Source organism: Caldicellulosiruptor hydrothermalis 108, from assembly GCF_000166355.1.
Taxonomy (GTDB): Bacteria; Bacillota; Thermoanaerobacteria; order Caldicellulosiruptorales; family Caldicellulosiruptoraceae; genus Caldicellulosiruptor; species Caldicellulosiruptor hydrothermalis.
In genome coordinates, this window is the sequence record NC_014652.1 from 534,869 (window position 1) to 549,940 (window position 15,072).

The following is a 15,072-nucleotide window of genomic DNA, read 5'->3' on the forward strand; positions in this document are numbered from 1 at the left end:
ACAGTTATCTAGGTATATATTAAAATTGTGATAATCAAAAACGTTCCTGCTTTAGTGTGCTCACAATGTGATGAATATTATCTGGATAATGAAACAGCACTAAAAGTTGAAAAGATGGTTGATGAGTTTTTAAAGAACAAAACAGAGATAACTATAGCAAACTAGGCAGAAATTGCTGCATGATTCAGATGCAAAATCCACTTGCATCATCTTTTTTTTTATTGTAGAAATGTTTTAGATATTATTTTTAAAAGGAGTTTTATATGATGGCAACAATAAAAGATATAGCAAAAAAGGCAAATGTTTCACCTGCAACTGTATCCTATGTACTAAACAACAGTGCGCAAATTAGCCCTGAAACAAGAGAAAGGGTATTAAAGGCTGCTCAAGAGCTTAACTATCAACCTAACAATTTGGCAAAGTCTTTAAGAAAGAAAAAGAGCATGACAATTGGGGTTATTGCAGAGGATATTACAGTGTTTAGCGCTCCAGAAATTATAGATGGAATTAACAGGTATTTAGAAGAAAAAGGATATCATATTATTTTGAACAATCTAAGATTAGTAAAAAAGGTTGGGAATAATTATTCAAAAGTTATTGAGCATCTTGAAGAAATAAAGAAGAGCATAGAAGTGCTTCTTACAAGACAAGTCGAAGGCATGATTTATATAGGTTTTCATATGAGAGATGTTGCACCATTTATTAAAGGGATAAAAATTCCAATAGTATGTACTTATTGTTATTCATCGCTTGGACATATTTCGGTAAATTGTGATGATTATCAAGGTGCGTATGAGGTTACTAAATATTTATTAGAAAACGGTCACAGAAAAATAGGATTAATTACAGGACCTAATGATTCTTTACCGTCTCAAGAAAGGTTAAAAGGTTTCAAAGATGCATTGAGTGATTTTGGAGTTAAGCTTGATAACAAATTAATAAGAGTTGGTAACTGGGAATATGAAAGCGGATATGAAAATACAATGAGTATTTTAAAAGAAAACCGTGAAGTAACTGCAATATTTGCAATGAATGACTTAATGGCCTGTGGTGTGATGGATGCTGCAAAAGAGTTGGGTATCAAAGTACCTGATCAACTTTCTGTTGTGGGTTTTGATGATAGAGAATTTAGTTATTTTCATGATCCAAAGCTTACAACTGTGAAAATGCCTTTGGATAAAATGGGAGAGGAAGCAGCTAAATTAATTTTAGAATGTATAAGTGGAGATAAATTAATATGTACTGAAGATGAAAAAGAGATACGTAACTTAAAATTAAAATGTACTGTGATAGAAAGAAAGTCGGTAAAGAAAGTATTATAGTTCAAATAACTTATAAGTTACATTTTTAGCATAAAAAGATATTGCAAAAAAGAAAAAGTTGTGATATATTTTTTACAAAGGCATATTAAAATATTTATTGTACTATTTTATTTAAACGTTTAAATGACACCAAAAAGGAAGGAGGAGGTTGTAGAAGATAATTAAAAAAGGAAAACTTAAAAACTTTTATTGTTCAAAATTCTGAAAAAATCCAAAAATTAAACAAAAAGGAGGTTTTTTTTATGAAAAAGTTTGAGAGGTTTATAGCAGTTCTGGTGGTTTTCGCATTGGCTTTAACATTATTTGTAGCTTTCAGACCTTCTGAAGCGATTTCCTCATCTAAAAAGGTAACCATCTCAACCAGCATGTGGGGAGATATCAACGCAAAGTATGATTTTATTGCAGCTTTTGAGAAAAAATATCCCAATATCAAAGTGAATGTAATTAAAGCGCCTGAAAATTATTCCGAAAAATTGCAAGCTATGATTGCAGCAAATAAAGCGCCAGATGTTCCTCTTGTATGGGAATGCGACATAGGACGATTTGCTAAAAATGGTGTTATTATACCTTTAGATCCTTATATTAAAAAGACTAAAGCATTTACAATGAATGACTTCATACCAGCATTCGCAAAACTCACAAAGATGCAGGGGGCAGTTTATGGGCTTCCATGGTGCTTTGCAACAGAGATTATGTATTACAACAAGACTCTTTTTGATAAAGCAAAAGTTCCTTACCCAACAGATAAATGGACATGGGACGATGTTCTAAATGCTGCAAAGAAACTTACAATAGTAAAGGGTGGGAAAACAATTCAATGGGGGATTGACTATCCGCGTTTTGTTGGTATTTGGTATGCACTGATTGGTGCTGCGGGTGATGATGTTGCAGATGAGAAAGGAAATGTTGCCTTAGGCAAGGGAGTTAAAATTGCTGTTCAATGGGTATATGACCTTGTTAATAAATACAAAGTTATGCCAGCTCCTTCAACAAGCATGGGTGTTACAGATTTGTTCGCAAGTGGTAAAGCAGCTATGGCGTTTACAGGGAGCTGGATGATTTCCACATATAGAGATATTAAAGATTTTAAATGGGATATTGCACCTCTTCCCAAAAAGGTAAGACAGTATTCAAATCTTCACACAGGATTTTATACAATAAGCAAAACTTCAAAATACAAAGAAGAAAGTTGGAAATTTATTGAATTTATGCTGAGCGAAGAAGGACAGAAAATCCTTAGTCAGGGTTATAATAACCCAAGTGCAAGAAAAAGCTTAATGGCTAAAGGTTATTATAAAGTTGCAGGACCAAATGGACCAACAAATTGGAAAGCAATGGATGATACTGCTCAGTTTGCTCAGCTCGGTTATGTTCTTCTGCCTCCTGGTGGTACAGATAAATTTGTCAAGCGGCTTGAATCAGCGGTTGCAAAGCAAGTTCTAATCGATCAAGCTATTAACGAAGGTATAAAAGAACTTAAAGAAATTACTGCGAGCTATAAGTAATTTTGGGTTGATGTGAGGGAATGGTTGAGAAAGTCTCTCCATTCCCTCCGATATTCTAAAGTAAGATACTTTTACATAATAATGGTGATATCTTGAAAGCAGGTGAAATGAATGAAATCGAATAAAGAATTAAAAGAGAATCTCACCGCTTATTTGTTTTTACTTCCATGGATTATTGGATTTATTCTTTTCACGGGTGGGCCAATTATCTATGCTTTTGTTCTCGGCTTTATGAAATGGGATTTAGTTAGCAAACCAATCTTTGTTGGTATTGAAAATTTTAAAAATCTTTTGGTTAACAATCAATCTTTTTATAACAGTCTTAAAGTTACATTGATTTATACATTGTTTGCTGTTATATTTACAAATTTATGGGCACTCTTCTTAGCAGTGTTGTTAAATCAAAGAGTAAGATTAATTGGTATATTTCAATTTTTTTATTTCATACCTGCGGTTTTGCCTACTGTAGCGTTAGCATTTGTGTTTCAAATAATGTTAGATAAAGAGGTTGGGGTCTTAAATTATCTTTTATCTTTAATTGGAATAACAAACGGACCAAACTGGCTTATGGATTCAAAATGGGTGATTCCAACGCTTATAGCTCTATCTATATATACATACTCTTCAGGTCAAATGATGCTAATATATAATTCAGCATTAAAAGAGGTACCAAAAGAATTATATGAAGCGTTTGAAATTGATGGTGGAAATGCTTTTCAACGTTTTATACATGTAACTCTACCATCTATATCTCCAATAATACTGTTTAATTTAGTTGTATCAACAATTGCAATTTTAAATAACTCATTTACTTTTATATACCCTCTTACCGGTGGTGGACCGAACGAAGTTACAAATGTACTGAGTTTAGATATTTATAGAAATGCATTCCAACTATTTAGAATGGGATATGCAGCAGCAGAAGGGGTAATACTCTTTATCATTGTAGCTTTGCTGACATTAGCTCAGTTTGTACTTTCTAAAAAATGGGTCTATTATGAAAGCGAGGGTTAAACATTATGAAAAGGCAAAATTTGATTGCAAATATTTTGATTTATATGCTAATGCTTTTAATTGCAATAATAATGTTTTTCCCAATTATGTGGATTATTTCTTCATCATTTAAAACATTGACAAGTATTACCTCTTATCCACCAAAATTGATACCTAAAGAGCCTCAGCTAAGTAATTATATAGAGGTCCTAACTCGTCGAAATGCATTAATATATTTACGAAATACATTGATACTGATAGTTGGCAATACAGTAGGAACATTAATTTCAAGTTCCTTAGTTGCATATCCACTTGCAAGGATGAAATTTAAAGGTAAAAGGATAGTATTTAGTTTAATATTAGCAACAATGATGGTCCCAAGTGCTGTTACAATTATTCCTCAATTTATTTTGTTTAGATACTTAAACTGGATTGATACATTATATCCACTTTTTGTTCCAGCATTTTTTGCTTATCCATATAATGTATTTTTATTTAGACAATTTTTCTTAACAATTCCAAAAGAATTAGATGAAGCTGCAATGATAGATGGTTGTTCAAGATTCAAAATCTTTTATAAAATTCTTGTTCCTTTAGCAAAGCCAATATTCATAACTATTGGTATTTTGTCCTCTATATATTGGTGGAATGAACTTTTTACGCCCTTGATTTATATAAACTCTGAACATTTGAAACCTTTAACCACAGCATTGATTTCATTTAAAGCTGAAGGACAATTTGTGACACAATGGAACTTGGTTATGGCAATGGCAACGCTAATGATTATTCCACCAATGATTTTGTATATGTTAGGACAACGCTATTTGGTTGAAGGTATAAAAATGAGTGGTCTTAAAGGTTAAAATTTTTAATGTAAAGGGTGATAGTATTGCAGCAAGAAATGAGCTTTTTAAAACTACTGAATGTTCCAAAAATCAGAGATATAAAAATCAACAGCGATTTTTGGAATAGGTATATTAATCTCATAAAAGAGGTTGTTGTTCCATATCAATGGGACATTCTAAATGATAAAGTAGATGGTGTTGAAAAAAGTTCTGCAATTCGCAACTTTAAAATTGCAGCTGGTTTAGAACAAGGTGACTTTTATGGAATGGTGTTCCAAGATAGTGACGTTTATAAATGGTTAGAAGCAGCAAGTTATGTTTTAGAATCTCATTATGATGAAGAATTAGATAGAAAAATAAATGAAGTAATTGATTTGATAGAGAAAGCGCAGTGGGATGATGGATATATAAATACTTACTTTACTATAAAAGAACCGCAAAATAGATGGACAAATCTTCAAGAGTGTCACGAGCTTTATTGTGCAGGGCATTTAATTGAAGCTGCAGTTGCATATTATAATGCGACTGGAAATGATAGACTGCTCAACATAGCTAAAAAATTTGTTGATCACATTAACAGTATATTTGGTCCCGAAGAGGGAAAATTAAAAGGCTATCCTGGACATCAGGAAATAGAACTTGCTCTAATAAAACTTTACGAAGTTACAAAAGAAGAGGGATACTTAAATCTTGCGAGATATTTTATTGAAGAGAGAGGAAAAGACCCTTATTATTTTGATTTAGAATGGGAAAAAAGAGGGAGAACTGAACACTGGCCAGGACTAATAAGAAACTTTGGAAGAGAGTATGCACAAACTCATCTTCCTGTTCGAAAACAAAGAGAAGCAGTGGGTCATGCTGTTAGAGCAACATATATGTACTCTGCTATGGCTGATATAGCAAGAATTACTAAAGATGAAGAATTATTAGATACTTGTAAAGCTTTATTTAAGGATATTGTAACAAGGAAAATGTATATCACTGGTGGAATTGGCGCAAGTGCATATGCTGAATCTTTTTCATTTGAATATGATTTGCCAAATGACAGGGCTTATGCAGAAACCTGCGCATCAGTTGGTCTTATTTTCTTTGCACATAGAATGTTTCTAATAGAGCAGAGTAGCCATTATTATGATATAATTGAGCAAACTCTATACAACAACATAATTGCTTCTATGAGTTTGGATGGTAGAAGTTATTTTTATGTGAATCCATTAGAGGTTGTCCCAAGAGCATGTGAAAAAAGGCATGATACTCAGCATGTAAAAGTTCCAAGGCAAAGATGGTTTGGCTGTGCTTGCTGTCCTCCAAATGTGGCAAGACTGCTGTCATCAATTGGAAAATATGTTTATGCACATTCTGCAAACGAGTTATACGTTAATTTGTATATCAGCAATGAATATGAACTAAACATGAATGGAGACGAGGTGAAAATTTATATAAATAGTGAATATCCTTTTGGTGATAACGTCTTTATAAAAATTGATACTAAAAAGCCAGTTTATTTTGATTTAAAATTGAGAATACCTAAATGGTGTGAAAGTTTTAAAGTCTATATAAATGATAGAGAAGAGGGAAAAATTGTAAAAGAAAAAGGTTATATTGTGTTGAGTAGAATATGGAATGGTAATGATGAAATTTTGTTGAAGCTAACTACATTGCCTAAAAAAATAAGGTCTCATCCTCGGGTAAGAGATAATATTGGTAAAATTACCATTATGAAAGGACCAATCCTGTATTGTTTAGAAGAAGCTGATAATGGTCCAAACTTACATGAGCTCTTTATCTCAAAAGATTCAAAACTTGAGCTGAAATTTGAACCAGAAATTTTAAATGGTTTATATGTAATTTATGCGGATGGTTTTAGAATAGACGAAGAAGATTTTGGTGATGAACTGTATAGGGATGAATATGAATACAAGTTATTGCCAGTAAAACTCAAGTTTATTCCATATTATGCATGGGCTAATAGAGGGAAAGGTGAAATGAGGGTTTGGATAAGTGAGATAAGGTAAATGTAATTAAATAAAGGTTGTTGATTATATTTATTAGCTCAGAACTTTTAAGGATGCTTAAACAAAAAGAGTCCACAATCCATTGAAGTCAATAAAATTGTGGACTCTTTAATTTTTACTTAATAAAATAGTAACAAAATAATGTTATGTAAAATATAAAAATCCCGTTTTTGGCAAGAATTAAAATATTAACAATGACAATTTTACTTTGTTCTAACTACACATGATATATTTATCAATATTCTCAGCAGCCTTTTTACCCATGCCCATTGCTAATATAACTGTTGCAGCTCCAGTTACAATATCTCCTCCAGCAAATACACCCTCGACATTTGTCATGAGATTTTCATTTACCTTAATTGAACCATTTGGATTTAGTTCAAGCTCAGGTATAGCTTTTTTGACAAGCGGATTGGGGCTTTGACCTATAGCAACAATGAAGTTGTCAGCTTCAAAAATAAAGTTTGAGCCATCTATTGGCTTTACGCTTCTTCTGCCAGAAGAATCCGGCTGTGAAAGCTGCATTTTAACAAGTTCTAAAGCTCTCACGTGTCCTGTTTCGTCGCCCATGAATCTGACAGGACTTACAAGTTCAAGGATTTTTATTCCCTCTTCTTTTGCGTGATCTATTTCTTCTTTTCTTGCAGGCATCTCAGCCTCAGTTCTTCGGTAGAGTATGTAAACCTCGCTTCCAAGCCTTCTTGCCACCCTTGCTGCATCCATTGCGACATTCCCACCGCCAATCACTCCAACTTTCTTGCCAAGTTTTATTGGAGTATCATATTCAGGGAATTTATATGCTTTCATTAAGTTTACTCTTGTCAAAAACTCATTTGCTGAATATATTCCGTTTAAAAGCTCACCTTCAATGTTTAAAAAGTTTGGAAGACCTGCACCAGAGCTAATAAACACTGCTTCAAAACCCTCTTGTTTTAAATCTTCTAAGTCAAAAGTTTTACCAAATACCATATTTGTTCTAAACTCAACACCCATCTTTTTCAAATTCTCAATCTCCCACTCAACAACCTCTTTTGGGAGCCTAAACTCTGGTATTCCGTAATATAAAACTCCACCAAGTTTATGGAAAGCTTCAAATATCACAACTTCATACCCTAACTTTGCCAAAGACGAAGCACAAGATAGCCCTGCAGGGCCAGAGCCAATTATTGCAACTTTTTTGCCATTTGACTCAGGTTTTTCAAACTCAAACTCACAGTTTTGCCTAAACCAGTCAGCGACAAATCTTTCAAGCTTTCCAATTGCTATTGGCTCACCTTTTATCCCGCGCACACAATTCTTTTCGCATTGAGTCTCTTGTGGGCACACTCTTCCACAAATTGCAGGAAGTAGATTTGTCTCAAGAATTTTTAGATAGCTTTCTTTGAATTTTTTTTCTTTTATTAGCCTTATAAACTCAGGGATTTTGACCTCAACAGGACAGCCCTTAATGCATGGTGCATTTTTGCACTCAAGACATCTCAAAGCTTCCTGCACAGCTTCATCAGAGCTATAGCCCAAGCAAACCTCATCAAAATTATTTACTCTTTTTTCAGGCTCTTGCTCTTTTATTGACACTCTTTTTAATACTTCCAATTTTTCTATTCCCCCAATCCAATTTTGCATTTATGTTCTTTATAAGAGAGGTTTTCAAGGTCCTGATAGTAAGAGTTTCTTTTCATAAGTCCATCAAAATCAACTTCAAATCCATTAAATATTGGTCCATCAACACAAGCAAATTTAATTTCATTTCCAATTTTAACTCTACATCCTCCACACATACCTGTTCCATCAACCATAATAGGATTAAGACTTACCAAGGTCTTTATTCCATACTTTTTAGTTATATCAACTACTGCTTTCATCATAAGAACAGGACCTACTGCAAAGATTTCATCGTATCTTTTGCCGTTTTCTAAAAGCTGGGTTAAAATGTCTGTGACAAGTCCTTTTTGACCATATGAGCCGTCGTTTGTTGAGATGTAAAGACTGCTGCAATATTTTCTAAGTTCTTCTTCAAAAAATATATTTTCTTTTGACCTTCCCCCAACTATTATTTCAATATCTTTTCCTTGGCTGTGAAGCATTTTTACTTTCGAATAGATTGCAGGTATTCCAAGGCCGCCCGCAATAAAGAGGTAGCTTTTATCATTTGAGTCCTGCTCATATGGCATTCCAAGAGGTCCAACAAAATCGGCAATAGAATCACCAATGTTTAACGTTGATAAGATTGAGGTTGTTTTCCCAACAACCTGAAATATTATAAAAACAATTCCTTTATCTGAATCAAAATCAGCGATAGTCAAAGGTATTCTCTCGCCAGTTTCTGTAACTCTTAATATCACAAACTGGCCGGGCTTTGCTTTTTTTGCAACCTGTGGAGAGTATATACCCATGAGCCAGACGTTTGGTACTATGTTTTGTTTTATTACAATTTCATTCATTTGAATCCCCCGTATCAAAGATATTAGGAGTTTTAATATATATTATCAAAAAAGTTTTGAAGATTCAAATATAAAGTTTGATAAAATAGTAACAATTAATTCTGTTTGTTAGAATGAACAAGTATTTATAATTATGATAAGGGACAAATTTTCAAAACATGTTATAACGATCAAGTATTAAACTATCAACCAGTCTTAATGTTAATTCAATTAGCTAATTTTGATTTTATAGTTTCTTATTTCTTTCTAGAAAATTTTAAAGATTAATTAAAGACAATGATCGTACATTTGTTAGTGAATGCAGTAAAAGATTTTCAGCCTCTAACTTTGTGTAGTCAATTCTTTTGATTTTTAAATATATCTTTTGTACTATAAACTATGAGTTATTAGCATTTTACTACTTTATTTTGATTAATGGCATGTATATGCAGCATTATATCCAAAAAATATGTAAAAAAATTATAAAAAATAGCAAGAGACATTTAACTTATTTTGTGATATAATATCACTCGAAAATGAAATAATGTTTCATATATCAGAACAATAAATATGAAATTGATTAACATATGTCATATAAAGCTCGTTAAATGATTCGTGTAATATATGCAATGTTGAAATTAAATATCAAAGCGAAAAGATAAAATATGGTAAATATAACAATTTAACTACAAATTTATCGAATATAAGTATAATGAAATTATTAAGTTGCTTGGTTTTAAGAATAATATGGGCGTAATTATAGGAGGTATATGGATGGCGATAATTGGGGATTATACTGAGATAATAAAAATGTTAAATGAAGTTAAGCTGCCTAAGTTTGTAAAAGTACGTCAAGTATTTGAAGCTCCTGTTATAAATAATATTTCAGAAGTGCTTATCAATGAGTTAAATAAAGAAAAAATTAAAAAAATGTTAAAACCTAAAATGAAAATAGCATTAGCAGTTGGAAGCCGTGGGATAGCAAATCTTGCGTCGATTGTAAAAACAACTGTTGATTTTTTGAAAAGTTGTGATACAGAACCATTTATTATACCTGCAATGGGTAGTCATGGTGGAGCAACAGCTGAAGGGCAGAAACGGGTGTTAGCAGAATATGGAATTACTGAGCAGACGATTGGTGTACCAATTAAATCTTCCATGGAAGTTGAGCAGATCGGAACTGTAGATGGTACGCCGGTTTATGTTGATAAATTTGCTCTTTCGGCGGATGGTGTAATCTTAATAAATAGAATAAAACCACATACTGCTTTTCGTGGCATTATTGAAAGCGGATTAATTAAAATGAGTGTGATTGGTCTTGGGAAACAAAAGGGTGCAGAATCATGCCACCAGTTAAGCATGAAAGATTTTGATAAACGATTAATAGAAATGAGTAAAGTTATATTTTCTAAGGTAAAAATACTTTTCGGTATAGCTATAATAGAAAATGCTTATGATCAAACAGCTGAGATTCATGCAATTCCTTCATCTGAGATCTTGGAGGTAGAACCAAAATTACTTATAAAAGCAAAAAGCCTAATGCCAAAGATATTATTTAATCCTTTAGATATCTTAATTGTAGATGAGTTGGGGAAAGATATAAGTGGGGACGGTATGGATCCAAATGTTACAGGTAGATTTTCCACACGTTACGCAAAAGGAGATCTTGAAGTGGAAAGAATAGTTGTTTTAAGACTCACAGAGAAGACTGAAGGTAATGCAAATGGTATAGGAGCAGCTGATATTACAACTTTAAAGGTTTTTGAAAATATGAATATGGCAAAAACTTACATAAACGCTATCACTGCTGCTTTTCCACCAACTGTTCGAATACCAATGGTTATGCCTAACGATGAATATGCGATTAAATGTGCTGCAAAAACCTCATATTGTTTAGATTATGAGAAGCTTCGAATTGTAAGAATCAAAAATACTTTACAGGTAGGTGAAATATATATATCTGAATCGCTATTACCTGAGGCTCGTAAAAATCCTCAGATAGAAATATTAAGTGAACCGGAACCACTGAAGTTTGATGAAGAAGGAAATTTAATATTATAAATTCATAAAAATTATAGAAAGGGAAGAATATTTCAAAATGAGCAATATTCAAGTATTAGAAAGAGCTATAAACATACTTGAATTGTTAGGAGAAAAACCTAAAGGAATAGGTATAAGTGAGATTTCTCGTGAACTTAATCTTCCTAAAAGTACTGTTCACCGAATCCTTGATACACTTTTGCAAAAAGGATATGTTGAAAAAAATATGGAGAATGATAAATATAAACTTGGTTTAAGAATAGTGGAGTTAAGCAACAAAATATTAAGCAATATGGAATTAAGAAATGAAGCACATCCTTATCTGGAAGAATTGATGAACTATTCTAATGAAGTTGTACATCTTTGTGTTTTAAGAGATGGAGAAATGGTATATATAGATAAAGTTGAGTGTCCTAATCCAATTCGATTATACTCACAAATAGGTAGACGTGTTCCAGTACATTGCACTGCAGTTGGAAAAGCCACTTTAGCATTTTTACCAAGAGAGGAAGTTATTTCTATATTGCAGAGAAAAGGGATGTCGCGAAGGACTAAAAATACAATTACAGATATGCAAAAGCTTTTAAATCAATTGGAAGAAATTAGGGAATTAGGTTATGCTGTTGATGATGTTGAAAACGAAGAGGGTGTACGTGGTATTGGGGCTCCAGTTTTTAATTACACAGGTCGCGTTGTAGCTGCCATAAGTATAGCTGGACCAGTTTCTCGAATAACAAAAGAAAGAATACCAGACTTAGCGGAAAAATTAAAAGAAACTGCTCAAAAGATTTCAGAGAGATTGGGTTATTTTAAGTGATTGGAAAATATTTCTTACATTCACATTTTGATACTTGATTTTTGCACTTGATGTAATAGTTTGAGGAGTTCCTTATGAGCATTTTGATAAAGCTAATAAATTAAAGAGGAGGAATAAGATGAATTTATTTTGTCGGTTTGAAAAAGATAATAAAATTAATTATGGTATCGTAAAAGACAATATAGTCCAATCAATAGAAGGAAATATTTTTGGTGATTGGAAAGTCGGAAATGAAAGTTATTTATTGGGTGAAGTTAAATTATTGCCGCCTGTTGAGCCAAGCAAAATAGTGTGTGTAGGATTAAATTATCATTCTACCATTAAGCGTCTTAATGCGGCTGTTCCTGAAGAGCCAGTAATTTTTCTTAAACCTCCATCGGCTATTATTGGAGATGGCGATAATATTATTTTTCCATCTGACGTGAAAGAATTAGGATATGAAGTTGAACTTGCAGTGATTATTAAAGATAAAATTAAAAGTGTTAATTATAACGAGGCTTTAAAACATGTTTTTGGATATACAATAGCGAATGATCTAACAGCGAAAGATAAAATGACAGGTGGGCCATGGACGAAAGCTAAATCGTATGATACATTTTTACCTCTCGGTCCCTGGATTGCTACTGATTTAGATCCAAATAACGCAAAATTAGAAATGTATATTAATGGTAATATGACTCAAAACGGTAATACATCTGACATGGTGTTTGATGTGGCTTACTTAATTTCTTATATATCAAAAATTATGACTTTATGTCCTGGTGATGTTATTATAACCGGAACGCCACCTGGTGCAGGTTTATTAAATCCGGGCGATTATGTTGAAGCAAAAATAGAAGGCATAGGTGTACTAAGAAACTATGTTGTGAAGGAGTGTTAGTAGATGTTAGATGTTGTTACAATCGGTGAAGCAATGGTAGTATTTAATCCAACAGCTTCTGGACCTTTAAGATATGTAAATAACTTTGTTAAAAAAGTAGGTGGAGCAGAAGCTAATTTTGCAATAGGGATTGTACGCTTAGGACACAAGGCTGGATGGATTAGCAAGTTAGGAAACGACGAATTTGGTAAGTGTATACTTTCTGTTATCAGAGGTGAGGGTGTTGATACCTCCCAAGTAAAATTTGATCCAGAAGCACCAACAGGAATTTACTTTAAAGAAATAAGAGAATATGGTGAAACAAAAGTTTATTATTATCGACGAGGTTCTGCTGCAAGTCGCTTAACACCTGAAGACCTTGATCCGGATTATATTGGTTCAGCAAAATATTTACATGTTACAGGTATCACTCCAGCATTAAGTGAATCTTGTTATTTAACTATAAAAGAAGCAATAAAAATTGCAAAAAGCAGAGGAGTAAAAATATCTCTTGATCCTAATATTAGATTAAAATTATGGAGCAAAGAACAAGCTCGAAGAGTCATTATGGAATTGGCTGAACAAGCAGACATTGTTTTACCTGGTATAACTGAAGGTGAAATATTAGTTGGTGAAAAAAATCCAGAGAATATTGCAAAAAAATTCTTGGATTTGGGTGTAAGCATTGTTGTAGTAAAACTAGGTGAAAAAGGAGCTTATTATGCTACTAAAGACGAAAGTGGATATGTCTCTGGTTTTCCTATTGAGAAAGTAGTTGATCCTATTGGAGCTGGTGATGGATTTGCAGCAGGTTTTATAGCCGGCTTACTAAAAAATTATAGTTTAAAAGAGGCTGTTAAATTAGCAAATGCGGTAGGTGCAATAGCAACAACTGTTATTGGAGATTTTGAAGGATTACCCACTATGGAAGAGGTTGAAGCATTTATGGGCATAAGGGAAGACGTTAGTCGTTAGTAGCCATGTACAACAAAAAAAGATAATATTATAATAGCCATTATTTGTTAATATGTAATTATATACATTTATTCTTATGTCATTTACTAATACAAAAAGCAAAATGAGGAGGTGGTTAAATTCAAAAAATAAAAATGTTTAATAATGTATGCGTTACTTGTCTTTCAAATCTAATATATGAAGGGGGATTGAGAAGTGACTCAACTCAAAGTAGTTGTGACAGATTTTGAATATTCAGACTTAAGATATGAAGAAGAAGTTTTTAACAGTGCAGGGATTACTTTAATTCCTGCACAGTGTCGAACAGAAGATGAGTTAATAACAGTATGCAAAGAAGCAGATGGACTATTGAGTCAATATGCTCAAATAACAAGGCGAGTAATAGAATCATTACCAAAATGCAAAGTTATTGGTCGTTATGGAGTAGGTGTAAACACTATTGACATTGAAGCAGCTACAGAAAAAGGTATTTGTGTTGTGAATGTACCTGATTACTGTATGGACGAAGTTTCAGATCATGCTTTAGCTCTGATTTTAACGTTAGCACGTAAAATTGTGTTATTAAACAACTCTGTTAAGAAAGGTATTTGGGATTATAAAATAAGTAAACCTATTTATAGATTGAGAGGAAAAGTGCTTGGCTTGGTTGGTTTTGGTCGTATTCCCCGAACGTTAGCGCAGAAAGCCAAATCTATTGGTTTTAATATACTGGTCTATGATCCATACATAAGTCCAAATGATGCAGAAGCCTATGGTGCAAAATTAGTGAGCTTGGATGAATTAATGACGCAATCTGATTTTATTTCGATACATGTTCCTTTGAACAAGGAAACTTATCACTTAATTGGTCCACAAGAATTGAAGTTAATGAAACCGACAGCATTTCTTATTAACACTGCAAGAGGTCCTGTCATTGATGAAAAAGCTTTAATTGAAGTATTATTAGAAAAACGAATTGCTGGTGCAGCTTTAGATGTAACAGAAGTGGAACCAATTCAAAGTGATAATCCTCTGCTTAAAATGGATAATGTCATAATTACACCTCATGTTGCCTGGTATTCTGAAGAAGCTGAAGCTGAGCTAAGAACAAAAGCAGCCCAGGGTATTGCAGATGTGTTATTGGGTTATTGGCCTCGATATCTTGTAAACAAGGAGGTTATGTCCAAGATAAATTTAAAAGAAAAAGAAAATTGAGACAATTTAAATTTCGAGTTTCATAAAAATGTTGCATAAAAGAGAATTATTTGATAGAATTATTGAAGAAATATTACAATCATATAT

General features: G+C 32.8%; 13 protein-coding genes. 11 read left to right on the plus strand and 2 right to left on the minus strand.

Annotated features, from left to right (window positions below; all coding sequences use genetic code 11):
* Positions 1-27: 27 nt before the first annotated feature.
* From CALHY_RS13280 to CALHY_RS02515, 6 genes are all read left to right on the plus strand, one after another.
* The gene (locus CALHY_RS13280) at positions 28-165 is read left to right on the plus strand and encodes a type II toxin-antitoxin system MqsA family antitoxin (RefSeq protein ID WP_238524572.1); all 138 of its coding nucleotides are present in this window, start codon (positions 28-30) and stop codon (positions 163-165) included.
* A gap of 101 nt (positions 166-266) precedes the next feature.
* Entirely contained in the window at positions 267-1,322 is a 1,056-nt protein-coding gene (locus CALHY_RS02495) for a LacI family DNA-binding transcriptional regulator (protein WP_013402442.1), read from the plus strand.
* Between the two features lie 242 nt (positions 1,323-1,564).
* Positions 1,565-2,827, plus strand: coding sequence for an ABC transporter substrate-binding protein (locus CALHY_RS02500; RefSeq protein WP_013402443.1), 1,263 nt, complete (start codon positions 1,565-1,567; stop codon positions 2,825-2,827).
* 111 nt (positions 2,828-2,938) lie between these two features.
* Entirely contained in the window at positions 2,939-3,841 is a 903-nt protein-coding gene (locus CALHY_RS02505; RefSeq protein ID WP_013402444.1) for a carbohydrate ABC transporter permease, read from the plus strand.
* Between the two features lie 5 nt (positions 3,842-3,846).
* Positions 3,847-4,683, plus strand: coding sequence for a carbohydrate ABC transporter permease (locus CALHY_RS02510; RefSeq protein ID WP_013402445.1), 837 nt, complete (start codon positions 3,847-3,849; stop codon positions 4,681-4,683).
* 38 nt (positions 4,684-4,721) lie between these two features.
* On the plus strand, positions 4,722-6,680 hold the full coding sequence (locus tag CALHY_RS02515; protein ID WP_041723289.1) for a glycoside hydrolase family 127 protein: 1,959 nt from the start codon (positions 4,722-4,724) through the stop codon (positions 6,678-6,680).
* Positions 6,681-6,893: 213 nt separating this feature from the next.
* On the opposite strand, the gene gltA is transcribed toward CALHY_RS02515, so the two are convergent.
* Both gltA and CALHY_RS02525 read right to left on the minus strand, forming a co-directional pair.
* Positions 6,894-8,303 carry an NADPH-dependent glutamate synthase gene (gltA, locus tag CALHY_RS02520; protein WP_049772011.1) on the minus strand — a complete coding sequence of 470 codons (1,410 nt, stop codon included), beginning with the start codon at positions 8,301-8,303 and terminating at the stop codon, positions 6,894-6,896.
* Complete coding sequence (locus CALHY_RS02525) at positions 8,279-9,121, minus strand: sulfide/dihydroorotate dehydrogenase-like FAD/NAD-binding protein (RefSeq protein ID WP_013402448.1); 843 nt, start codon at positions 9,119-9,121, stop codon at positions 8,279-8,281. The genes gltA and CALHY_RS02525 overlap by 25 nt, the downstream gene beginning before the upstream one ends.
* A 753-nt stretch (positions 9,122-9,874) precedes the next feature.
* On the opposite strand from CALHY_RS02525, the gene CALHY_RS02530 reads away from it, so the two are divergent.
* The 5 genes from CALHY_RS02530 to CALHY_RS02550 all read left to right on the plus strand — a co-directional run bounded on the left by CALHY_RS02530 (position 9,875) and on the right by CALHY_RS02550 (position 14,985).
* On the plus strand, positions 9,875-11,161 hold the full coding sequence (locus CALHY_RS02530) for a nickel pincer cofactor-dependent isomerase, group 22 (protein WP_013402449.1): 1,287 nt from the start codon (positions 9,875-9,877) through the stop codon (positions 11,159-11,161).
* 37 nt (positions 11,162-11,198) lie between these two features.
* A complete protein-coding gene (locus CALHY_RS02535; protein WP_013402450.1) occupies positions 11,199-11,957 on the plus strand; it encodes an IclR family transcriptional regulator in 759 nt (252 codons plus the stop codon).
* A gap of 118 nt (positions 11,958-12,075) precedes the next feature.
* Positions 12,076-12,837: a fumarylacetoacetate hydrolase family protein gene (locus CALHY_RS02540; RefSeq protein WP_013402451.1), complete on the plus strand. Its 762-nt coding sequence runs from the start codon at positions 12,076-12,078 to the stop codon at positions 12,835-12,837.
* Between the two features lie 3 nt (positions 12,838-12,840).
* Positions 12,841-13,791 (plus strand): sugar kinase, encoded by a 951-nt coding sequence (locus CALHY_RS02545; RefSeq protein WP_013402452.1) that lies wholly within the window; start codon positions 12,841-12,843, stop codon positions 13,789-13,791.
* A gap of 195 nt (positions 13,792-13,986) precedes the next feature.
* Positions 13,987-14,985, plus strand: a complete 999-nt coding sequence (locus CALHY_RS02550; RefSeq protein ID WP_013402453.1) for a C-terminal binding protein — start codon at positions 13,987-13,989, stop codon at positions 14,983-14,985.
* Positions 14,986-15,072 lie beyond the last annotated feature (87 nt).

Bases quoted from the DNA above. Each gene is read 5' to 3' on its own strand.
- CALHY_RS02545 (WP_013402452.1), top strand. From the start codon at position 12,841: ATGTTAGATGTTGTTACAATCGGTGAAGCAATGGTAGTATTTAATCCA.
- CALHY_RS02525 (WP_013402448.1), bottom strand. From the start codon at position 9,121: ATGAATGAAATTGTAATAAAACAAAACATAGTACCAAACGTCTGGCTC.
- CALHY_RS02500 (WP_013402443.1), top strand. From the start codon at position 1,565: ATGAAAAAGTTTGAGAGGTTTATAGCAGTTCTGGTGGTTTTCGCATTG.
- CALHY_RS02510 (WP_013402445.1), top strand. From the start codon at position 3,847: ATGAAAAGGCAAAATTTGATTGCAAATATTTTGATTTATATGCTAATG.
- CALHY_RS02540 (WP_013402451.1), top strand. From the start codon at position 12,076: ATGAATTTATTTTGTCGGTTTGAAAAAGATAATAAAATTAATTATGGT.
- CALHY_RS02535 (WP_013402450.1), top strand. From the start codon at position 11,199: ATGAGCAATATTCAAGTATTAGAAAGAGCTATAAACATACTTGAATTG.
- CALHY_RS02530 (WP_013402449.1), top strand. From the start codon at position 9,875: ATGGCGATAATTGGGGATTATACTGAGATAATAAAAATGTTAAATGAA.
- CALHY_RS02495 (WP_013402442.1), top strand. From the start codon at position 267: ATGGCAACAATAAAAGATATAGCAAAAAAGGCAAATGTTTCACCTGCA.
- CALHY_RS02515 (WP_041723289.1), top strand. From the start codon at position 4,722: ATGAGCTTTTTAAAACTACTGAATGTTCCAAAAATCAGAGATATAAAA.
- gltA (WP_049772011.1), bottom strand. From the start codon at position 8,303: ATGCAAAATTGGATTGGGGGAATAGAAAAATTGGAAGTATTAAAAAGA.
- CALHY_RS02505 (WP_013402444.1), top strand. From the start codon at position 2,939: ATGAAATCGAATAAAGAATTAAAAGAGAATCTCACCGCTTATTTGTTT.